This window comes from Pseudomonas lini (genome assembly GCF_001042905.1).
GTDB classification, from domain to species: domain Bacteria; phylum Pseudomonadota; class Gammaproteobacteria; order Pseudomonadales; family Pseudomonadaceae; genus Aquipseudomonas; species Aquipseudomonas lini.
In genome coordinates, this window is the sequence record NZ_JYLB01000013.1 from 61,841 (window position 1) to 83,244 (window position 21,404).

The following is a 21,404-nucleotide window of genomic DNA, read 5'->3' on the forward strand; positions in this document are numbered from 1 at the left end:
CGCGATGAACGATAACTCGGTTTCAGCCTAACAGCCGAACCGGCTTCCCAGCCGCCCAGGCCTGTATGTCCTCGATCATCTGCGAAAAGAACAGTTGGTAATTCTGTCGGCTGACATACCCGACATGAGGCGTGGCCAGCACGTTGTCCAGCGTTCGGAAGGGATGATGACGGGGCAACGGCTCGTGCTCGAATACGTCCAGCGCAGCGCCCGCCAGGCGTTTTTTCTGAAGTGCCTTGATCAACGCAGACTCATCGACAATCGGCCCGCGGGCGGTGTTGATCAGCCATGCCGTGGGTTTCATCCAGTCCAGTGCCTGGGCATCCACGATTCCCCGGCTGCGCTCGCTGAGCACCAGATGGACCGACAGCACATCGGCCTGCTCGAACAGTTCCTGCTTGCTGACATAGGTGACGTCGACCTCGGCGGCCCGTTCGGCGGTCAGGTTTTCGCTCCAGGCAATCACCCGCATGCCGAACACCTGACCGAATCGGGCTACCCGTTGACCGATGCTGCCCAGACCGAGGATCGCCAACGTCTTGCCCTGCAGGTCGCCGCCCAGCCCTTGTTGCCATTGGCCTGCGCGCAAGGCATTGGCTTCGGTCACCAGGTTGCGGGTCGCGGCCATGATCAGTGCCCAGGTCAGTTCGGGGGCGGCGTGTTTGTAGCTGTCGGTGCCGCAGACCTGAATGCCCAGCGCGGCGGCGGCTTTCAGGTCCAGGGCGGCGTTGCGCATGCCGCCGGTGACCAGCAGTTTGAGTGCGGGCAAGCGGCGCAGCAGGTCTTCGTCGAATCGGGTGCGCTCACGCATCACGCAGATCACCTCGAATGCGCCGAGCCGCTCGGCCAGGGTTTCGTTGTCGGCAGGGTAGTCATGGATAAAACTCACTTGGCCGATGCTGTCCAGCACCGACCAGCCCACCACGTCGCGAGCCACGTCCTGCCAGTCATCGATCACCGCAATCTGCATTAGCCTTTACCTCATCAAGGAACGGTATTGGTTTGGTTCAGCCAGCCGAGCAACGCCTGATGGAATTTTGCCGGTTCCTCCATCTGCGGCGCGTGGCCCATCCCGGGAAATTCGATCAGCGTCGACCGGGGAATCAGTTTGGCCACTTGCTTGCCGAGTACGTCGTAATGACCGATTTTCGCCTTGACCTCGGGTGGTGCGATGTTCTTGTTGATGGCCGTGGTGTCGGAGGTGCCGATCAGCAGCAGGGTCGGCACTTTCAGGTCCTTGAACTCGTAGTACACCGGTTGAGTGAAGATCATGTCGTAAATCAGCGCCGAATTCCAAGCCACCGCTGTTTTGCCCGGCCCCTTGGCCAGGCCTGCGTACATGTTCACCCAACGGTCAAATTCCGGTTTCCAGCGGCCATCGTAATAGGTGCTGCGTTGGTAGTCGTGGATACCTTGCGCCGTGACTTTCAGCTCGCGCTCATACCATTGGTCAACCGTGAGATAGGGCACGCCAAGGGCTTTCCAGTCTTCCAGGCCAATGGGATTGACCAGTGCCAGTTGTTCGACTTGATCGGGGTATTGCAGCGCATAGCGCGTGGCAAGCATGCCGCCGGTGGAGTGGCCGAGCAGGGTGGCTTTCTGGATACCCAAGGCCTTGAGCAGTTGCTGGGTGTTGGTCGCCAGTTGCTGGAAACTGTATTGATAGTGGTCCGGTTTGCTTGAGGTGCAGAAGCCGATCTGGTCCGGGGCGATGACCCGGTAACCGGCCTCGCTCAGCGCCTTGATCGAGCTGTCCCAAGTGGCGCCACAGAAATTTTTGCCGTGCATCAGCACCACGCTGCGGCCGTTAACCTTGCCTTGGGCGGCAATGTCCATGTAACCCATTTGCAAGGATTTGCCCTGGGACTCAAAGGCGAAGTGCTTGACCGTGTAGGGATACTCGAAGCCCTGAAGTTCCGGGCCGTATTCCGGCGTTTCGGCCTGGGTCTGGTCTTGGGCGAGAACCGGTAGTGCCGCCGTCAGCAGCAGGCCCGGTAACCAGCGGGAGAAAATGCGCGACATGGGTGAGCTCCACAGGAAATCTGCCGATGCTGGATCGGCATGATTAGGGTGACATTAAGACCGTGGTGTCCGATCTTGGGGCCGCTTCGCAGCCCAACGGGGGCAAGTCCCCTCGCCACAAAACATAGGCACTGGCCGCGCATGATCGTTCAACCCATCCACCCTAGCGTAGCAAGGGCCAACACACCGTAGCGGGCGCCCTTGGCGAGCGTCACGATCATCAGGAAACGCCCCAGCGGCTCGCGCATGACGCCGGCCACCAGCGTCAGTGGATCACCGATGATGGGTACCCAACTGAGCAACAACGACCAATGACCGTAACGCTGATAGTGCTTTTGGGCTTGCTCGAGATGGCGAGGGCTGACCGGAAACCAGCGCCGGTCGTGAAACCGCTCGATGCCGCGCCCCAGCCACCAGTTCAACAGCGACCCCAGCACGTTGCCCAGCGTTGCGACTGCCAGCAACGACCAAAGCCAATACTGGCCGCTGAGCAACAACCCCACCAGCACCGCTTCGGATTGCAGTGGCAGCAGCGTCGCGGCACCGAACGCCGAGAGAAACAGCCCGATGTATGCGCCGAACATCAATGGGCAGGGTAGTCCGCCACCACCACGTCAGTGCCGTCCTTTTTCAGGCCGATCACTTGGTAGGCATCGCTCATGCCGTCCATTTCCATGCCAGGCGAGCCCATGGGCATGCCAGGGGCGGCAACCCCCAACAGATCGTCACGCTTGCTCAAGGCCAGTACTTGATCGGCCGGCACGTGGCCTTCGACGAACTTGCCGTTGATAAGGGCGGTGTGACACGACGCGAGGCGAGGTGGCACACCGTGTTGTTGCTTGAATTGGCTCATGTCGGCTTCGACGTGGTCTTCAACTTTGAAACCGTTGGCTTCCAGGTGGCTGACCCATTTTTTGCAGCAGCCGCAGTTGGCATCGCGGTGAACTTCGATGGGGATCAGATCAGCAGCCTGGGCCAGGGAAGAAATGAAGAGGGCGCTCAGGGCGGCCAGACGCAGGTGGATTCGCATGGGGATCTCGTCTCGGGTTGTGGCCAAAAAGATGCATTTTGACCAGTTTACCCAACAAAGAGACAGGGGATTGTTTCGAAGTAATACAGCGTTGGGTAAACCCCCTCACCACAGGGGGCAATGCACAGCCTGTTGAGATCAACGAACCTTGAGCGCCAGCAAGTTGGTTTGCCCGGCACCATTGATACTAACAAACTAACCAAGGCGTACATAAAGGCTTGATTAGTTACCTGCGCCAATACCGAAAAGTTTATGTAGACCAATGAAACAAGGCGCTTCTTGGTTTGTATCGTAAATGTATAAGAATTGTAAAAAATGGAAATATTTGTTGGTGACGTTAGAGCGCACATCGATACTCGCCCGCACTTAACTCGGTTAAACAAGGAACTTTTATGGTCGCCTCACAAGGACGTCTGTGTGTTTTGGATGATCGGCATCCCGCCACACAGTCGGGAGCCCGGTCATGACAATCGGCTATACAGGTGCCTGGACGAGCAAGGCAGGTTTACTGGTCAAGGATACTGGCGGTGGCAAGCCTGTCACCCACAGCGCCAGGGTCAAGCAGATGCTGGCACTGGTGGGGAATAATCCCAATGCGCTGAATACGGCGAAAATGGATGAACAGAAACTGCACAGGAACATCAAGGGCTTCGATCCGGAAAATGTGTCCGCCAAGCAGCTGGGCAATCTCAGTGCCTTTTTGAGAGGTAAAGGACTGATTTCCGATATTACTTCGATGACCTTGCTTAATGCCGGTGACAAGTTTGACCGGTTTGGCGTACAGAAAGACCCGGATGCGAAATTCAATGCGCTGGAGTATTTCGCCACGCAACTGGACACCATTCAGAACAACAGCATCAAGGGTGACAAGTACGCCATTGGCCTGATCCCGGAATACAAGACGGCGATCTACGTACTGCAGAACTTGCAGGCTTACGGCAAGGGCAACGGCACGACGGTACCTAATGACAAGGGCGTTAACGCCAAGGCGTGATGTCTGGCAGCGCTGGCCCGCTCGAACTATCGAGGAGGGCCGTTTGATCGAGGTCTTGAGGGGCGTACCGCCGCCGGGTATGCCGCTGACGGTGCTCTATCCTCCTCATCGCCAGTTGTCCCGACGGGTGCGGGTGTTCGTCGACTGGATGGTGGAACTCTGTGCGCAGTCGGCCAATGGTTTTTACAAAAAAGACTCACGCGGCTGAGCGGTTACCAATAGGGCGTTGGCGTTTTGCTGCAAGTCGTTATGCAACTGTTGCATGTGCGCGCAGTGCAGGTTGAGGGATCGAGACTGGACGCCCCGATGAAACAGTGCGAACCAGCCATTGTCACTTGGCATGGGCATCAGGCCGGTGAAGGTGAAGCCCAGAGCCGAAAGGCTGCGCAAGTTCCGGGCGAAGTGCCAGGACAGTTCGAGTCTGGCCGAGATCAGCCAATGCCTGGGCAGTTGCCAGAGTTGCTCAAGCAAGTGTTTGTTCAAGCGTTGAATGACAATGTCGAACCGATGCTGATGTTGCTTGATTTGTAAGGGGATCGCGGGCTGTGACGCTTTGTCCCGGTGGGTTCCAAACACCGAGCACAGGTGTTGCAAAAACGCCCGGCAGCTTGCGGGCCAAGGGATATCGGGGAGCGGGCGGGCGTATCCGCCGATCATGTGATAGCCCATCACGATGGTTTCCGGAAGTGATTCAGCGAATGGCGAAGGGACGTAGTCGGGAAGCAATCCAGTACTGTAAAAGCCAATTCTTTCTGCCATGCGTTGAGTAAACGGATGGTGGGTCACTTGCTTGATCGAGGCGCTCTTGAGCCCCAAAGAGTCTGATTGCATCAGTAATTGCTGGCCCAGACGGGTCGCGATACTCTGCCCCTGCGCGGCGGGATGTACCACGCTGAGGGCCAGTTCCGCGGTACTCGACGGGATATCGCGACACAACGCGGCATGCCCGAGAACGCGTGCGTCGTCCACTGCCAGCATTGATTGCCAGCGACCCTCGGTGTTGTGCTGACTGATCATGTTCGGCAGATAGACATCCGGCTGGACGTAATGACTGCCGTAGACTTCTCGAAACAACCGGCTTACGCCATGTGCGTCGGAAGGCCGGAAGGGCCGAACAATCAACCGGGTCATCACACAGGCTCCAGCGGGGGAACGTCATACACGCGCAAATCCAGCACCCGCAGTTGTTTACCTGAACGAGGGTGAAGCTTCAGGTCTGTGGTTGCGCAGGCCAGCACCCGCAACTCCAGCAGACCCTCGCGGCTCAGGTCGTCGATGGCGGGGTAGTGGGCAAGCAGCGCTTCACGCAATGCGCGGCGTGCCGGCTCGACGGTTTGTAACTGAGGTTCGGGCACCCACATCAGGCTCAACAGATCCTTGTGGCCGACCTGTTCGATCAGCAATTGCCATTGCTCGCTGCGTGCTGCACGCTGAACGATCTCGTGTATTTCTTCGGTAAACAGCGACAGCACACCCACTCGTATTCGTTGACTGTGGGCGCTGCGCCCCTTGAGGGCGAATTTACGCATCGGGGTTGCAGCCGGTTCACGCCAGCAAGCACGGTCGCCTACCGGGTAACGCAGCAGCGGCATGAGCCGGCGTGTCAGGTTGGTCAGTACCAACAGCCCGGTGCGGTCGCATTCTTCAATCACTTCACCGGTGTCTTCATCGACGATTTCCAGCAAGGTTTGCGGTTCGAATACTCGATGTTCGCCCAATGCACAGCCGCGATCGCTGGCGCCTATGAGCCCGGCGTCTACGCTGGCATAGCCAATGGAGGCGATACGGGCGCTGGGGAACACCTCGCCGAGGATTGCCAACTGCGGGGCAAACAGGCTTTCGCCGCCATACAGCAGCGTCTCGACCCCACACAACACACGCTGATGCTGTGCCAGGTAGGCGGAGAGTTGCAGTAACTGTGCGGGCACTCCCGCCAGAACGTTGATCCGATGTCGTGCGATGGCATCCGCCAGTACGTCCAGCGCGACGTCTCCGGTAAACGGAAACTCAGAGATGGATCGCCCGACATGGGCCAGGGAGTCGTGGATAAACAGAAAACTGGCGTAGAGATCCCCTGAAAAAAACAGGTTGGCGACCCGGTCGCCGTCGTTCAGTTGAGATGATATGCCGGCTCCGAAAGTGCTGACAAAGGCTTGCCACTCCATGTAGGAGTAAACCGCCAGCTTGCCCTGACTGGTCGAGCCTCCGGTTTTAAACACCAGCGCATTATCGACGTGTCCGGTCAGAACCGGCCAACGACTCAAATCGTTGCTGCCGGTCCAATAGTCGGCCACGTTGGTTAACGGTAAATCCTTTAAAGTAATACTCTGCGCTGGCAAGTGCTCCAGGTGTCTGCTGTAGAAGCTGGAGTGTTGTCTTATATAAGGTATTAATTGTTCAAGCGAATAAGTTGATTTCACTGAGTTCTCTTTTTTTTATATCAGGCGTCTTGATTGGAAAACAACCTCGTTGAAGTCGTTTTGATTTATTTTCTTTGATCGATAATTAATGGTGTTTTTCCGCTGTGTCTGTTTCGGGTAAATGCCTGTTCGGCGCACGTCGTCACTTCCACAATTAAAAAAGCGGCGCCCAATGCATTTGCCAAGGCTTCATGTGTCAGCAGTTTTTCGCGTACCCAGACGGCATCCGCATCCACTCGAACCTGCATTCGTTCGATCCCGTCGGCGGTGTGGTCCAGAACAATTTGAATGGGGGCACCCACGCTGTGTTCCAGCTCCGAAGGGGAAATGAATTCCGTGCCAATCCGCACCAGCTTGCCGTGCCGCTGTAGCAGTTCGAATCGTGGCGTTTCCAGTCCGCAAGGACAGGCCCCGGGTATCCAGCGGCCGGTATCACCGATGTCATATCGGTGCACGCGCTGACCTTGTCGGGCGCGGGAGGTAAACAGCAGACGGCCGATCTCATTGGCCTCCACTGGCACATCCTGTTCGAGCCGAACGATTTCCAGATGCTGGGTTTCGCACATCAAGTGAAACACGCCATCTGCCGTAGCCCGGCACGCATGACCCAGTGGGCCTGCATCCACGGAGCCATAGAGGGCGGAGCGAATCGTCGACACCCCACAGCTTTCCATCAGACGTCGACTGGCCTCTCCCGGATGCTCGCCGCCAAGCAACACTTTGCCGATACCGGCATAGGCGCGAAGTCGGGCCTGCTCTTTGATAAACAGGCGATGTAGCGTACTGGGCATGCCGATCAGCACGGTGACACGTTGCTCCACAATCAGTCGGGCGATTTCACTGAAGTCGTCGTCCTGGGGAGCCCCCATGGGCAAATGCGCAACGCCCATCTGTTCAAGAATGTTCGAAAAGCTGAAAAAACCACCGTACAAGTTGCCACCATAGAACAGGTTCATCACCCGGTCCTGTAACGGATCGAGCCCGGCAGCGAACATGCCATCAGCCGCGGCGCGCATCTGTCGTTGGAAGTCGCGATAGCTGAAACCGGCCAGGGACGGGGTCCCACTGCTACCGCCGGAGCGGAAATACAACTGTGCTTCGGGACCGATCGGCTGGGTCGTGAAGGTGTCTTTGTCCATGATCGGGTCATGGGTTGTGTCGGGGGCGGACGGAACCGGGTCGAGCGTTGCACGGCCCGCCGATACATCCGGGGGCAGACTCACCGAGAGGCGGCGACTCAGACGCGACAGTGCGTAGACGCCATCGTGGGGCTCGCCGGCGTAGCCATCATGAATCAATCGACAAGGGGCAATGCGGGTGACGCCGGCATTGACCAGTGTTTGAACAAACTCGGGTGTCTCTGCCGGTGGACAAATCAGTGCGCAGCTTTGCAGGACGGTCCGCCAAGGCAAAAGTGTCTCGGTGATCAGGTGCCGCGGCACCGGCTTTAGCAGAATCGTACGAAACAGCGGCGACGGCGCGAGTGTCTGATTGTGCTCCCAGATAACACGCCATCCGGGGCCGGTCCACACCTGGCCGGTCTGGTTCTTGAAACATTGATCCAGCTGCGCCATGGCGGTGCGGGTAGTGATTTCCGACGCTTCCTGGTCCGTCGGCACTAACCCCGGCCATTGTGGGGCACGACGGTTGAGGGCTTCGGCCAGTCGATCCCCCAGCTCCTGCACAACAGCCGGATCGTCGCTGTCCACCAACACCCATTGAGGGCTGGAGCACGCCTGTTGATCCAGTCGACAGACTTCATCTGCCAGCGCATCGAGCGCCGAAGAGTTCGCCGCTTCAGGTGACAGATAGGCGAAGCTGATCTTGTGTCCCCAATCAATCCAGCGACAGCCGGCCGGTATCTGCTCACGTATTGCTTTGAGCGCCGTTTCGCCGCCCCAGGCGGATACCCCATCGGCCCAGGCACAGAGTTGGGCGATGCGAGAGGTGCTGACTGGCACAACCGCTAGGAATTCGGCCAGTCTGCCGCTGGTGTCGCAGCTGACAAGGGCGGCGAGCAGCTTCGCGGTCAAACCCTGATCGCTGGAGCTGGGGCGAAGCCAGTTGATGTTACCGGCCAGCAGGCTTTCAAGGACCGCGCAGAACGCCAGCATTGGCGCATTGCCGGGGGTTATATGCACGACTAGCCCCAACGGGTGCCAACTTTCGAAGCTAGGCTGCCGGTAGTCGATCCGTCGCATCGAACGCGGTTGCAGACCCAGTTCCCGCTCAAGCTTGGCACTCAGGTTGCTGCGCTGGCAGAAATCGATAAGCCCCTGATATTGCTCATCGTCGAGGGACAGATCCAGGCTACGAGCTTGCAACTGCGTGGCAAAGCGAGTGGCGGACTCGATGACGGTGTCGCTATCGATTGGCGCAGCCAGCAGCCGGGGCAATTGTTTTTGAAGGAGGTCGAGTGCGCTTTCAGGGGTGACGTCGTCACGCAACTGGCCATTGATCAGGTACATATCAAGCGCCCCTGAGCAGTTCTGAAGCGGCCATGGCACAACTGCGACTGGCGCTGGTACCGGCGCGTCCATGCAGCTCAAACCAATCGGTCGCCAGACCGCATCCGCAACTGACTCCGGGGTGCAATGTCGCCATATCGCCCATGACCACGGCATGGGCAGGGCTCGACGAAATGTAGGGAGAGACGAATTCCAGCAAGCCGCGCTGGCCGTATGGCTGGACAGTGAAATCGGATGGGTTGCGCACGAAAACCTTCGAGTAAACAGGTGCATGAAAATGATGGTGGGCACACTGGATATAGGGCACAGCATGCTCTACGGCGCCGTAGCCGTCCCGACAGCGAGACAGGTCGATACCCAATTGCCGGTTGATTCGGGCATACAATTGATGCAGGGGAATCTCCTGTGCTGCCTTGGTTTTCCAGCCGCCTCCCAGAAACACCAATGACTGGGCAGGCAACTGCAAATCGGCCACGCAGGTGTCTTCCATGTGCTGCAGTGCATGAGAAAGGAACGCGGGAAAACCCAGGATGCGAACGGGCAATCCTTCCTCGGCAAACTCCTGCAAGGCTCGAATCACACCAAAAAGGTCGAACTCGTGGCCTTTGCCGGTAAGGCGCAAGCCGTAAGCGACACGGTTGACGGGGGCGTAGCTGCAAAGAAACTGATCGGTATAAGCAGTTCCCAAGCTGATGGCAGCCTCGGGCTCATAGCTCAGGAGCAGGTAATTGCAGGGGCTGTGCGGAGTGTCCCAGCCGTAGTGCCGGAAAATGTGGCTCACCATGCCTTGTGCCGCGGCCATGCTGCGTTGGTCGTAACGCATGCGACTTTTCTGGCCGCTGGTGCCGGATGAAGTCAGCTCCAGCGCGCCTTCGCCTGTGGGACTGAAGACCAAATGACGCTTGAAGTAATTGGCGAAAATCGGCGGCAGCCTGGACCAGTCATCCAGTGTCTCCAGCGCGTTGGCATCAAGATCATTGGCGTTAAGCCAGCGTTCGTATCCAGGCGTATGGTGACAATGAAACAGGCTGATTTCACCCATGGCCCGGTCGAACAGGCCTTCCGGCACGGAATCAGGGCAATAGGGTTGCGTCAACGCGCAAAGCGCATCGGTGTAGGGTAGATAGATCATCAAAAGACCTTTTGTGTGGTGTCAGGCGGCATGCGCGATGGGGGAGCGCCGCAGAAACAGTCGCAAGGGCAGCAGGCACAAGAGCCCCGCGAGACCGGCCATCAGGGCAAAGGCTTCAAGGCTGTCACCGGCACCCAACGCAGCGATAATGGAGCCACCGACACCCATGACGGCGATGGAAATCATGCCAACCATGGCTGAAACCAGACCTTTGCTGTCGTCGCTGGAAAACAGTGCAAGCCGGTACAGTGCGGCATTGCTCATGCCAAGACCGATGGCATAAACCGACAGACAACTGACCAACAGAACCGTTGAAGCACCGATGAAGGTGATGGCGATCAATGCAACGAGCCCGCCGCAAAATGGCCAGAGCGCGTATCGAATCAGTTGGGTCAGTTCAGTGCTGGCAATCAGTCTGTTGAGTATCAGGTTACCGAGAATGACTGCCGCAAATACCGGGATCTGCCACAGGCCATAGTGCAGGGTAGAAAGGCCTTGGCTCCGGACCAGCAAGAGTGGCGCGAGCCCGATCCAGGCAATCAGCGGCAGACTCATCAAGCCCAAGGCGATGGTGGCGCTCAGGAATGGCGGGTTGCCGAGCAAGGCCGCGTAACGGCGCACCGTGCCACCCCATTCAAAGGGCACCGCGGCCAGTTGTTGCCCGTCCTGGCGTAAGGTGCCCACGGTTTCCGGCATGAACCAATAAAGCCCCAGCCAGACCATCGCGCCGCCGATACCCAAGAGTAAAAACAGCTCCCGCCAGGAGAGCCATTCCAGCGCCAGGCTACCGAGCAATGGACCCAGCAGCGGGGAGAGCAACGCAACGTTACCCAGCAACGCCATGATTTTCACCGCGTCGGCTTCGCAGAAGACTTCTTGCAGGGCTGGATAACTGACGGCGATGACAAATCCCAATCCCATGCCCTGAATCAGGCGCAAGCTGTTGAAGGCCAAGATGCTCTGCACGTAAAACGCCGCGGCACAGGCTAGAGCGAACCCCGCACAACCGATGAGTAACAGCCTGCGGCGACCGAAGTGATCAGACAGCGGACCGATAAGCCATTGCAGAAGAATGCCGCCAATCAAGTAAAGGTTGAAGGCAAAAGGAACGTGGCTCGGACTGGCATCCAGTTGACGAGTTACAGTCAACATGGCGGGCATGATCATGTCGCTGCCCATATAAGTCAGCAGTTCGAAAAGAGTGATTGCAAGGCAAAAACCAAACAAGTGATGGGGGCTGATATTTATTAACGGTTTGAGCATTGATATCCCTTTTTTATTCGAAGTTTTAGCGCTGGTTTATTTGTGATGTAGCGAGAATAGACACCGATAGCGAACAGCTCAAATGCATGATTGAGACTTAAAGCTTCAATGGTTTTCGCTATATTTCGAGGTGTGGGATGAAGTCGGAACGTGATAATTACGGTGGATTTAGCTGACAGACTGATGAGAATAGTAATGTACGAAAAATGCCCGCTAGAGAGCGGGCATTTGTTAAATGGGGCAGAGAATGATTGTTTTCTTACAAGTGAACGGCTGAATAGTTGTTGTTTATGTCAGTCATTTTAAATTATCGAGGTTGATAATAACCGGGGCCGCCACGGTCATAATGGTGGTCGCCATGCCAGCCGCCGTGGGGGAAAACGATGCAGCCACTCAGGGTCAGGAGAGCGAGCAGGGGAATCAGCAGTGTGATTCGACGGAACATTTCGGAATCCTCATGGGTTATCGCCGCAATGAAGTCAAAACTCTTCATCGGCTGTAACATGAGACCCCGTTTGCAGCCCCTCATTCCCGCAGAACGGTAGGGGCTTGGCATGCAACCGGATACAAACCGGATACATTTTTTGGTTCAGGAACCCGCAATGACCCAGTCGCAACGTTTGAAATACTCGATTCTGATTTCCCTGGTGGTTCTGGGGATTATGTTCGGCCTTTCCTGGCTGCAAAACGCAGGGATCATCACAGAGCAGCTGTTCCAGTACATCGCCATTGGCGTGGCGGTGCTCGTGGTGGTGATCAATGGCGTGATGCGTCGCAAGGTCAAGCCTTGAGGCCGGATTGCTCGCTGTAAAGGACGGCGGCGGCCTGTGGATGCAGGCTATAGCTTTTGTCCGGATTGAGGGTGATCACGCCTTCACCGCTCAAGCGTTTCAACACTTCACGGACACTGAGAAAGGACAGGGGAATGTCCAGGTCCAGCAAGTGACTGTGCACGCCACGCACGCCCAGGCTGCGGTCGCTTTCGGCGGCGGTCAGCAAGGCGTCGATGACTTTAAGACGAATCAGGCTGGTACGCAGGCCAAAACTCTTGAGTAGAAACCTGATCCGTTCGTTGCCGTGGCGTTCGGCTTGTTGATTGAAAACGCCGGAGCCCAGGGTGCTGGTCTTTGGCGCATGGCTACCGTCCGTTGGCAGTTGCGGGTTGTACATGCAAAAACTCCTTTTCAGAGCCTGATCCGGAAAAATGTGATGGGTGCTCTCAATCAATAAGACGAACGAGCCAGGCAAATAATGAAGACCCGCATGTAGAAAATTTGTTGCCGTTACGTCAGCGGCCCGTGAGCCGGGGCGTTGGGGCGCCCTCAAAGGCCTAAATTTTTGCTGTTTGCTTCGTTTTAAGGGGAGGCGCATTGCGTGTCATACGTCTTTTCGATCAGGAGCGAGCGTGATTATTTCCAGGCAGTTAACCAGGTTGAGCCTTGCGGGTGTGTTTCTGGGGCTGAGTCTTGCGGCAAACGCGCGCAGCCAGCCAGAGCAGGCGACGGCCGAGATTCGTCGAACCAGTTTCGGCGTGCCACATATTCGTGCCGAAAACGAGCGAGGCCTCGGCTATGGCATTGGCTATGCCTACGCTCAGGACAATCTGTGCTTGCTGGCCAATGAGATTGTCACCGTCAATGGCGAGCGCTCGCGGTATTTCGGCCCGGACCAGTTTACGGTTGAAGAGCGCGGGAACCTGGCCAGCGATGTGTTTTTCAACTGGCTGAATACCCCGCAGGCTGTCGCCGCTTTCTGGCAGGCGCAAACACCTGAAGTCCGCGAGCTCATCGAAGGTTATGTGGCGGGTTACAACCGTTCGCTGACAGAGCGCGGAGCGCAGGGTTTGCCGCAGCAATGCCAGGGTGAATGGGTGCGCGCGATTACTGCGCAGGACCTGGTCAAGTTGACCCGTCGTCTGTTGGTCGAAGGCGGCGTGGGGCAGTTTGCCGAAGCATTGGCGGGCGCTACTCCGCCGAAAACCGTTGCCCATCTGGCGGGCGAGCCGGCGTCGTTCCAGCTGGCGGCCTCGCGCATGCAACGCTTCGCTCTGGATCGCGGCAGTAACGCCGTGGCGGTTGGCAGCGAGCGTTCGTTCAACGGCCGCGGGATGTTGCTGGCCAATCCGCACTTTCCTTGGGTCGGTGGGATGCGTTTCTATCAGATGCACCTGACCATTCCCGGCAAACTGGATGTCATGGGCGCCGCATTGCCTGGTCTGCCGATGATCAATATTGGTTTCAACCAGCATCTAGCGTGGACCCACACGGTGGATTCGTCCAAGCACTTCACGCTATACCGTCTGCAACTCGATCCCAAGGATCCGACCCGTTACCTGCTGGATGGCAAGTCCTTGCCGATGAAAAAGCAGACACTGGCGGTGAACGTGAAGCAAGCCGATGGCCAGACCCGGCAGATTTCCCATGTGGTCTACAGCTCGCAATTTGGCCCGATTGTGCAATGGCCCGGGAAACTGGACTGGGACAACCAGTTCGCCTACAGCCTGCGCGATGCCAACCTGGAAAACGACCGGGTCTTGCAACAGTGGTATGCGATGAACCGTGCCGCCAGCCTCAAGGATTTGCAGGCATCGGTGCACAAGATTCAGGGGATTCCATGGGTCAATACCCTGGCGGTGGACGATCAGGGGCAGACGCTTTACATGAACCTGTCGGTGGTGCCGAACGTCAATGCCGACAAGCTGGCGAAGTGCAGCGATCCGCGGGCCGGATTACAGATGATCCTGCTCGATGGTTCCAACAGCGCCTGTGTCTGGGACATCGACCCGAACGCTGCGCAAAAAGGTATTTATGCGGCAGACAAGTTGCCGCAACTGCTGCGCAGAGACTTTGTGCAGCACTCCAATGATTCGGCCTGGATGGCCAACCCGGCGCAACCACTCACCGGTTTCTCGCCGTTGATCAGTCAAGACAATCAGCCATTGGGACTGCGTTCGCGCTTCGCACTGGAGCGTCTGGGCACCTTGAGCAAGGCCGGCCCTGTCGCTGCGGCAGATCTGCAACACATGGTGATGGACGATCAGGTGTATCAGGCGGCCCAAGTGATGCCGGATCTGCTGCAATTCTGTGCCGCGGATCTCGGCGCCGATGCGCCAACGCTTACGCCGCTGTGTGCCAGCCTCAAGGCGTGGGATCGCCGGGTGAATCTGGACAGTGGACTGGGCTTTGTGCATTTTCAGAATGTCATGGTGCCGTTACAGCAAGTCCCTGGCATCTGGCGTGTGAAGTTCGATCCGAAGGATCCGCAAAACACTCCACGTGGCCTGGCAATTGAACGTCCAGACGTCGCCAAAGCGATTCGGGCGGCGATGCTGGCTTCGGTCGAGCAGGTAAAAACCCTTGGCCTGAAAGCCGATAGCCGCTGGGGCGATATCCAGGTGGTCAGCAGTGGCGGGCAGCAAACGCCGATTCACGGTGGGCCGGGCACGCTGGGTGTGTATAACGCGATCCAAAGCGTGCCGAGAACCGACGGCAAGCGCGAAGTCGTCAGTGGCACCAGCTATTTGCAGGTGGTGACTTTCGATGACAAAGGGCCGCAGGCTCAGGGGTTACTGGCATTCTCGTTGTCCAGTGACCCGGCGTCGAAGTACTCCCGGGACCAGACACTGGCCTTTTCGAAGAAGCAGTTGAGTGTGTTGCCGTTCACCGAGCAGCAGATCACGTCCGATCCGCAGTACCAGGCTCAGACGATTCGCGAGCAGGATGAAAAAGCAGGGAAAATCGCCGCGCAGTAATCGCGATAGCGTTTGAATCAAAAGCGAAGGCCGCACCCCGCAAGGGTGGCGGCCTTCAGCTTTTTGGGGTTTGTTGCGGGATCGAATTGAGGACCGGATTGCCGTCCTTGTTGCGGGTCAGGTAGACCGGCAGCACCTTGGGCAACGAAGCCACCAGGTTGTTGAGCTCTTTGATGTTGTAGATACCGCCGAGGCGAATCGAGCCGGTACTGTGGTCCGCGATCATTACTGGCTTGTTCAAATAACGATTGATCAAGGGCAGGGCATCGGTCAGCGTCAGATCATCGAGCACCAGTTTGCCGCTGCGCCACGCCAGCGAATGGTCATTGGCAGAAGTCTGGCTGATTTGCGGCGTGAAGTCGCCGTGTCGGTAACGTGCCTGCATGGCAGGTTCGAGACGTGAACCCTCGCCGGGCAGAGCACCGTTGCTGGTCACCAGCACGGAACCTTCGATCAGGTTCACGCGTACCTGGTCTTCATACATCCAGACGTTGAATTGGGTGCCGGTGACGCGAATCCTGCCGTCGGCCGCTTTGACGATGAAAGGGTGCTGGGTGTCGTGACTGACGCTGAAGAATACTTCTCCTTTCTTCAGCGTGACACGACGCTGATCCTTGTAATTGCTGAACGTCAGTTCACTGCCCAGGTTCAGCTCCACCTGGCTGCCATCACTCAGCGTGACCTGGCGAACATTGTCGGTCGCCTCGAAATGCTGATAGGCATTGGGTAGCCATCCCAGGTTCCATCCGGTGTATGCCGCCAGTGGCAATGCCAGGGCGCAGACGGCGGCGGCAATGCCGAAGGTGCGCCATGGCGTTGCTGGTCTGAGGCGAACAGCCGGCACGGCGGATTCGGGACGCGGCAAATCCCCAGCCACATCCCAGATCTCCAGCATGGCTTCGTACTCGAAGGCATGCAGAGGATGGGCATCACGCCATTGCTCGAACGCCAGGCGTTCTTCGGCCGTGCAGTCGGTGGCGTGCAGACGCATGCACCAGTGCGCAGCGGCATCGGTGATGGCGTCGTATTCAGCTTGCGAAAGAGTGTGGTCGGTCATTGACTCATCCTGATTTCCTGCATTCTAACCTTGAGGGGAAGTCTGCGAGAACAACCGTCATGGCAATTGCCCATCAAAGTGCAACTTATTTTTCACCCGGACACCCTTAAAACAGAGGGCGCCGGGCAGTATCCATAAATGAAGTGAAAAAAGGGTCAAGGTCAGCAGGACTGATCTCTGTCCTGGACGAGAAAAGCTACCTGCAGTTCAGTCAAACCGGGTGCGAAACTGGCACCGGATCCAGCTGTCGACCCATTTCACATATCAGCCGAGCGATCGAATCGGCGTTGCGCAAAATGGTGTCGATGCGCAGGTTCGCATCCCGTGGATTGCGGAAGGCGTTACGAGCTTCATCCATTGTCGTGCAACCCGTTGTTTTGAGGATGTCCTTACCCACATGATCCAACCCGTCAATCGAGTCCAGACTGATCCATGACTGCAAAGTATCGTTCCAGCGCGCAAACAGTTCTTCCCTTGGGGTGTCCAGGGACAGTGCCTGTCGCTGGAAATCCTCCTGCGTCTTTTTGGTTTTCGCACCGAAACGGGTGACGGTGGCGATGAGATCGCTGTACGGACGCCTTGCCTCAAGTGACGCAATATCTACGGTCTTTGAAAAAAGATGGGAGAACTCATGAATCAGGGTAACGGCCCGGGCATGGTCGTCGACGTCGAAAGGCTCAGTCAAACAAGACTTGTACCAATCGAGTTCCGGGTCAAAAAACCTCTCTGTGAAATGCACACGCTTCTGTGCGTCGTCATGCACAACAAAAGCAATCGTAGTGTCGAGCCCATATTTGTTTGAACCGACCACAAAACGATCGGTATTCATCAAATCCTCGTTTGGGTCCACCAACGCTTTGCAAATGGGAACGATGACCTTCTTGATTTTGTCGAGGGTACTGGCGTCAATGTTGCCGACATCAAAAAAGGCCTTGAGAAAGGTATCCAGCCGCGTCCCTGGGTTCGAGTGTCTGAGCTGCGCGAGGTTATGCAGACTGTTAAACGCGTAGTTGCGAGCCAGATCGATGGCTTGCACGATCATGCGTGCTTTTTCCGGGTGTTTTGCCCGAATGTCTTCCATCCCGCGGGCTTCGATATTCATGACCTCTCTGACCGTGAGGCTGGAAGCAAATTGATTGTGCATTTTCGACAGGGCTTTGCCGTAGTGAATCGTATGCGAGTCCGGATCGATCACCAATTGATTGCCAGGCGCTGTTAGCAACGCGGGCCCCTGTTGTTGGTCTTTAATCATTCGCCAGATCGCCCCGGCTTTCGCGACGCGGTATACCTTTCCACCGACCGGGGCGTAGGTTCGTTTGCTGGTCGCCTCCAGATAAGTGCCATCGGTCGTGCGTCTGGTCAGATCCTTCAACGCCACGGTCGTGGTCTCGAAAGGCTGTAACACCGTGCGTGTCGGTGCAGTCGGTTTTACGTGCGACCATTGCGGGACAACCAACGGGTTGGCAGCAGGTGGAGTGGTGGCCGTTGCTGGCGCCGACTCGATAGACGCCTCCAGCGACAGTCGTCCCAGCGACACCAATTGCGCGGCACCGGCAATAAATGCCTGCAACGCCCGTTTCCAGTGATGATCCTGCAGCGCTTCGGCGGAGTCTTTGAAATCCTTGTAGCTTTGCCACAGAAACAGCAAATAGGAGAGTTTGCCCGGCAACAGACCCGAGACCAGTCTGATGCCAGAGCTGAACAGGTTTTTGGCGGCTTCCCATTCCTGCTGGCCAGTGATTTTGGAGTGGCTGTCGAGCATCTTCGAAAGAAGGCTGACGTTATCGTTGAACAACTGTGCAAACAGGTTGCCCCTGATGGGGCTGGAGGCGAGGGTGATTTCGCTCTGTTGTCCGACAGTGGACTTGAACAAGTTGCTGAACGAAGACTGTTCAGCCTCGGGCAGCCTGCGAATGATCAGTTCCTGGAGTGGCCCTGGTGTATTGATCGCTGAGATAACGCTGGCTTCGTTCTCGAACTCGGTGAATATGGAACCTGCGTGGTAAGGCGCATAGAGGATTTGCGACCCGTTATGTCCGGCACCGGGGCCGATCAGGTACAGGCCCAGGGTTTTGACCGCTGTGGCGCCTGCTGTCTTGATCAGCTCCAGTGGCCTGGCGATGGCATGGGCACCTGCTACAGCCGCGCGGGCGATTGCGTCCGGCATGTCGAGGACCTGCCAGATCAAATCAAAGGCGCTGCCGGAAAGACGTTGCTGCAGTTTCAGTGCATGAGCGTGTTGCAACAGTTGCCACGGTAGTTGCTGAACAAAACGCTGCATTCGACTTTTGGCATCGGGGCCAGCCTTGGTCAATGCATCTTTCACCCGCTTTGCATAATCGCTCTGAATATTCAGTGACTGCACAAGCTGACGCACGGCGTCCTGATTCAGGCGTTCGGGAAGGGCCTGAGAGGTTGTCGATGCAATCTTGAACCCGATGCCTTGACTCACGTTGACAGGGTTCAGGGCAAACTCGGTCAAGCTACGCGACGACCCGGTCAGTGCCAGGTCGGGCGTGATTTTGATATGGTCGGGGTTAAGTTCCGTTCCAGGGAATCGGCTGCCCATCAATGATACTAATCGCTCATGCACATAGGACGTCAGGGTCTGGATCCCGTGCAAGTAGTCCTTGTCGTCGGTGACGCTGTTGCGGTACTGCTCCAGCAATTCGATGTGCAACTGCTGTTCTTCGAGTGGGGCCATTCCGAGCCATGCAGGCAGGGACTGTTGTCGGGCGATTGCCTGGGAGATCAACATGGCTCGTTGCAAGTTGGTGTCGATGACCCTTTGCGTCATGTTTTTCAGCGCTTTGATCTGCTGCGCATCGCCCAGCTTCAGGCTGCGCAGGTATTCGCAACGGGCCAGGAAGTGGTCAATGGAGGATTGCGCAAGGCGCTGCAACACATGGCCTTCAATCAGTCGCAACGAGTTGAGCTTGTAGCGCTGGTGGAATGTGCGCTGGTTCGGGCTGAGGTTTTCCAGCAGTTGCAGGCGTTTGTTGGCGTCGAGCAGTCGCCGGTTCAGTTCCGTCGTTGCGCTGTCGACCGTCGCAAAAACTTCCAGCCCGGCCGCAGGCGTCCACAGAATGGCCCGACCGGAATGCTGGATATCGAGCCCGCCACGCTCGGTCAACAGGAGGCAATTGGCCAGGGGCAGCACATCGTTCTGCCCGGAACATTCAAGAATCAGTGAATAAGCATCAGGCCTGAAACCATTGAGGGCGAGGCGCGTTCGTCGATCCGGTCGATCCGGATTGAGCACCGTATCGACAATGGCCCGGTCAGTGCCCCGCAGCGTTGCGTTGAGCCCCCGAAGACTGGCCTCCCCGCGCAAACCCACGGAAAATGCGTGGGTTATCCGGGGTTTCAGTTTCTCCAGATAAACGCTCTGTAGCGCCAGAGAGGCGATCGGCTGGGAGGCGAACTCCGCGCTGAGCAGCGATTGGACATCGCTGAAGGTTTTTACGAAAGCTGCTGCCTTGTCTGCCAGCACCAGGGACGGCAGTTGGTTGCCAGACAACACCGGCCGGGTACTCCAGCGTCCCTGAACATTGAGCGTCAGCAATTGATCGCTGATCATCGCGCGTATGTCCAGAGCTTTGTCGAACAAGGCATGGACGTTTACGGCGCCATCGCTGTGGCGGAAAACCTGCAGAACGTATTCCATGTTTTGCAACTGCTTGGTAATGATCGCCTCAAACAGCTTTTTGAATATCGACCCTGAAATCACCTCGCCGGAAACCTGTGGGTGATTGAAGCCGATGAACCGGTTACGTTCGTCCAGACTCAAGAGGCCGTAGAGCTCATCCTCGTGAGCGGCCGCGCTGAATTTGCTCAGCAAGGTGTCTTTGAGGTCTTGATAGTCTTTCAGAACCTGAAGGCCCTGGGAGGGGGTGTAAAGAAAGGTATTGGAAGGGGAGTGGCTGATCATCAGCGAGCCCGCCAGCTCTACATAGTTGGCCTTGTATTCCCACAGACGCACGGTTTCAAGAGTGAGTGTCGAAGACGTGCCGGCTGTTGGCTGAATCAGGGGGTGCAGGGCCTGGCACTCTTCAGGGCTGATGATCTCGGCTTCGCGCTTGAACAGGAACTCTGCGCGCGCCTTTTCCCGGATGGCCCGGCTGAAAAAATCGCGACGAGATGCACCGTCGGCAGCCGCAGTGTCCCAGTAGCGCTGCAGTTTCCCGGAGAGCAGGTTCATCAGTTTGCCGGATACGGTTTTTACAGCGGTTTCCCAGTGGCTCTGGTCGGTGTCCGTCGGTTCTTTTTCCGGATGGGAAAACGTGTAAAGCTGCCCGTTCGGCCACCGTTGATGGCGATAGTACGACAGCACGGCGTCACTCAAGGACATGGAGTTGATCCAGCGGCGGGTCGGGGCACTTTTCTGGTTGCCGTCATGGGCTTGTGCAACGGAATAAAAGTTGAGTCGGGTCTGGCTTTGATCAAGGCCCGGGAATGGCGATTGCAGCAACTCATCAAGCAGCGTAGCGAGCAGTGAAGTGAGCGTTGGCAGCTTGACCAATTCGTCCAGCATGGCCTGCTCGTTCATTCCCTGATTCTTGGTGATGTCGGTGCGCTGGTCTTCGAATACGTCGCCTTCGATGGCCTGAAAGTTCACCTGGATATTGGTTGCGGCTGCCAGCGTTTTGCGCGCAGACAACGACATGAAGGCCAGCAGGTCATCGTCCTCGGTCGCACTGTTCAGCTGACGTTTAAGCTGTTCGGTCAAGGCTGAGCGGCTGTCGAACTTCTTTATGCCGGCGTACGGGGTGTAGAGAATCTCACCCTTGGCATCCGGAGTGAGGCTCAACACGAAACTGCCGGCCAAAGGGATGGGGTCCATAGCGTCCGACTTCAGCAGAATTTTTTCGGCGAACATTGATGGGGTCTGTTGACTGCGTAACCTTTGGCTCGCCAGTTCCAGATGACCGAGCCATTCGAAATCCTTGCGCGTCAGCCCATGGATTTTACCCAGGTCATTCCAGTGGCCGGGTGCGTGCAGGGCCTCGGGGAAAAACAGTGGAGCGGGGGGTGTGGGCATCGTCGAGTCTCGTTCAGGGCGCGGCTGAATGCGCCAGTGGGTTGAGGCTCAAGACTAAAAGTCGCGGGTGAGTCAAAGGTGGTAGATAGTTACCGCATGGCCGCCCGATGTTTGTGCAAACATGCGCCAAAGCAGCTTTTCGGTTAAATCGGCTCTGGTCAGGTGCACCGGTTCAAGCGAAAGGTTGACAGGCTACTCGTCGCCCGTTGTTAATCGGTTGGTTTTC

At 57.1% G+C, this 21,404-nt stretch carries 16 protein-coding genes and 1 pseudogene; 4 read left to right on the top strand and 13 right to left on the bottom strand.

Annotated elements, in window-relative coordinates; all coding sequences use genetic code 11:
- Nucleotides 1–22: 22 nt before the first annotated feature.
- From TU81_RS27820 to TU81_RS27835, 4 genes are all read right to left on the bottom strand, one after another.
- Complete coding sequence (locus TU81_RS27820) at nt 23–970, bottom strand: D-2-hydroxyacid dehydrogenase family protein (RefSeq protein ID WP_038983500.1); 948 nt, start codon at nt 968–970, stop codon at nt 23–25.
- Between the two features lie 14 nt (nt 971–984).
- A complete protein-coding gene (locus TU81_RS27825; protein WP_048397663.1) occupies nt 985–2,022 on the bottom strand; it encodes an alpha/beta fold hydrolase in 1,038 nt (345 codons plus the stop codon).
- 149 nt (nt 2,023–2,171) lie between these two features.
- Nucleotides 2,172–2,606 (bottom strand): YqaA family protein, encoded by a 435-nt coding sequence (locus tag TU81_RS27830; RefSeq protein WP_038983496.1) that lies wholly within the window; start codon nt 2,604–2,606, stop codon nt 2,172–2,174.
- Nucleotides 2,606–3,052 carry a DUF411 domain-containing protein gene (locus tag TU81_RS27835; protein WP_028940492.1) on the bottom strand — a complete coding sequence of 149 codons (447 nt, stop codon included), beginning with the start codon at nt 3,050–3,052 and terminating at the stop codon, nt 2,606–2,608. Before TU81_RS27835 ends, TU81_RS27830 begins: the two co-directional genes overlap by 1 nt.
- 463 nt (nt 3,053–3,515) lie before the next feature.
- Between TU81_RS27835 and TU81_RS27840 the strand changes: the two genes are divergently transcribed.
- Both TU81_RS27840 and TU81_RS29995 read left to right on the top strand, forming a co-directional pair.
- The gene (locus tag TU81_RS27840) at nt 3,516–4,046 is read left to right on the top strand and encodes a hypothetical protein (RefSeq protein WP_038983494.1); all 531 of its coding nucleotides are present in this window, start codon (nt 3,516–3,518) and stop codon (nt 4,044–4,046) included.
- 19 nt (nt 4,047–4,065) lie between these two features.
- A pseudogene (locus TU81_RS29995) lies at nt 4,066–4,254 on the top strand (LysR family transcriptional regulator); the annotation flags it as partial.
- Here TU81_RS29995 and TU81_RS27845 read toward each other — a convergent pair.
- The 6 genes from TU81_RS27845 to TU81_RS30540 all read right to left on the bottom strand — a co-directional run bounded on the left by TU81_RS27845 (nt 4,230) and on the right by TU81_RS30540 (nt 11,774).
- On the bottom strand, nt 4,230–5,177 hold the full coding sequence (locus TU81_RS27845) for a GNAT family N-acetyltransferase (protein WP_048397664.1): 948 nt from the start codon (nt 5,175–5,177) through the stop codon (nt 4,230–4,232). The pseudogene TU81_RS29995 and the gene TU81_RS27845 sit on opposite strands and share 25 nt — an antisense overlap.
- Entirely contained in the window at nt 5,177–6,466 is a 1,290-nt protein-coding gene (locus TU81_RS27850; RefSeq protein ID WP_038983491.1) for an AMP-binding protein, read from the bottom strand. Before TU81_RS27850 ends, TU81_RS27845 begins: the two co-directional genes overlap by 1 nt.
- A 65-nt stretch (nt 6,467–6,531) precedes the next feature.
- On the bottom strand, nt 6,532–8,934 hold the full coding sequence (locus TU81_RS27855) for an aldehyde dehydrogenase family protein (RefSeq protein ID WP_048397666.1): 2,403 nt from the start codon (nt 8,932–8,934) through the stop codon (nt 6,532–6,534).
- Nucleotide 8,935: 1 nt separating this feature from the next.
- Nucleotides 8,936–10,066, bottom strand: coding sequence for a LuxE/PaaK family acyltransferase (locus TU81_RS27860; RefSeq protein ID WP_048397667.1), 1,131 nt, complete (start codon nt 10,064–10,066; stop codon nt 8,936–8,938).
- A gap of 21 nt (nt 10,067–10,087) precedes the next feature.
- A complete protein-coding gene (locus tag TU81_RS27865; RefSeq protein WP_048397669.1) occupies nt 10,088–11,329 on the bottom strand; it encodes an MdfA family multidrug efflux MFS transporter in 1,242 nt (413 codons plus the stop codon).
- A 307-nt stretch (nt 11,330–11,636) separates the two neighbouring features.
- On the bottom strand, nt 11,637–11,774 hold the full coding sequence (locus TU81_RS30540) for a hypothetical protein (RefSeq protein ID WP_167344830.1): 138 nt from the start codon (nt 11,772–11,774) through the stop codon (nt 11,637–11,639).
- A 157-nt stretch (nt 11,775–11,931) separates the two neighbouring features.
- Between TU81_RS30540 and TU81_RS27875 the strand changes: the two genes are divergently transcribed.
- The gene (locus TU81_RS27875; protein WP_007901365.1) at nt 11,932–12,120 is read left to right on the top strand and encodes a hypothetical protein; all 189 of its coding nucleotides are present in this window, start codon (nt 11,932–11,934) and stop codon (nt 12,118–12,120) included.
- Here the strand turns inward: TU81_RS27875 and TU81_RS27880 are convergent.
- Nucleotides 12,110–12,499, bottom strand: a complete 390-nt coding sequence (locus tag TU81_RS27880; RefSeq protein ID WP_048397673.1) for a fe2+ zn2+ uptake regulation protein — start codon at nt 12,497–12,499, stop codon at nt 12,110–12,112. The genes TU81_RS27875 and TU81_RS27880 overlap by 11 nt on opposite strands.
- Nucleotides 12,500–12,734: 235 nt before the next feature.
- Between TU81_RS27880 and pvdQ the strand changes: the two genes are divergently transcribed.
- Nucleotides 12,735–15,080, top strand: a complete 2,346-nt coding sequence (gene pvdQ, locus TU81_RS27885; RefSeq protein ID WP_048397675.1) for a bifunctional acylase PvdQ — start codon at nt 12,735–12,737, stop codon at nt 15,078–15,080.
- 55 nt (nt 15,081–15,135) lie between these two features.
- On the opposite strand, the gene TU81_RS27890 is transcribed toward pvdQ, so the two are convergent.
- Nucleotides 15,136–16,137 carry a FecR family protein gene (locus tag TU81_RS27890; protein WP_048397677.1) on the bottom strand — a complete coding sequence of 334 codons (1,002 nt, stop codon included), beginning with the start codon at nt 16,135–16,137 and terminating at the stop codon, nt 15,136–15,138.
- A gap of 211 nt (nt 16,138–16,348) precedes the next feature.
- Nucleotides 16,349–21,178, bottom strand: coding sequence for a dermonecrotic toxin domain-containing protein (locus TU81_RS27895; RefSeq protein ID WP_048397679.1), 4,830 nt, complete (start codon nt 21,176–21,178; stop codon nt 16,349–16,351).
- Nucleotides 21,179–21,404 lie beyond the last annotated feature (226 nt).

Coding starts and splice junctions, on each gene's coding strand:
- TU81_RS30540 (WP_167344830.1), bottom strand. CDS start 11,774: ATGTTCCGTCGAATCACACTGCTGATTCCCCTGCTCGCTCTCCTGACC.
- TU81_RS27865 (WP_048397669.1), bottom strand. CDS start 11,329: ATGCTCAAACCGTTAATAAATATCAGCCCCCATCACTTGTTTGGTTTT.
- TU81_RS27835 (WP_028940492.1), bottom strand. CDS start 3,052: ATGCGAATCCACCTGCGTCTGGCCGCCCTGAGCGCCCTCTTCATTTCT.
- TU81_RS27830 (WP_038983496.1), bottom strand. CDS start 2,606: ATGTTCGGCGCATACATCGGGCTGTTTCTCTCGGCGTTCGGTGCCGCG.
- TU81_RS27840 (WP_038983494.1), top strand. CDS start 3,516: ATGACAATCGGCTATACAGGTGCCTGGACGAGCAAGGCAGGTTTACTG.
- TU81_RS27825 (WP_048397663.1), bottom strand. CDS start 2,022: ATGTCGCGCATTTTCTCCCGCTGGTTACCGGGCCTGCTGCTGACGGCG.
- TU81_RS27890 (WP_048397677.1), bottom strand. CDS start 16,137: ATGACCGACCACACTCTTTCGCAAGCTGAATACGACGCCATCACCGAT.
- TU81_RS27845 (WP_048397664.1), bottom strand. CDS start 5,177: ATGACCCGGTTGATTGTTCGGCCCTTCCGGCCTTCCGACGCACATGGC.
- TU81_RS27820 (WP_038983500.1), bottom strand. CDS start 970: ATGCAGATTGCGGTGATCGATGACTGGCAGGACGTGGCTCGCGACGTG.
- TU81_RS27860 (WP_048397667.1), bottom strand. CDS start 10,066: ATGATCTATCTACCCTACACCGATGCGCTTTGCGCGTTGACGCAACCC.
- TU81_RS27895 (WP_048397679.1), bottom strand. CDS start 21,178: ATGCCCACACCCCCCGCTCCACTGTTTTTCCCCGAGGCCCTGCACGCA.
- TU81_RS27875 (WP_007901365.1), top strand. CDS start 11,932: ATGACCCAGTCGCAACGTTTGAAATACTCGATTCTGATTTCCCTGGTG.
- TU81_RS27855 (WP_048397666.1), bottom strand. CDS start 8,934: ATGTACCTGATCAATGGCCAGTTGCGTGACGACGTCACCCCTGAAAGC.
- TU81_RS27880 (WP_048397673.1), bottom strand. CDS start 12,499: ATGTACAACCCGCAACTGCCAACGGACGGTAGCCATGCGCCAAAGACC.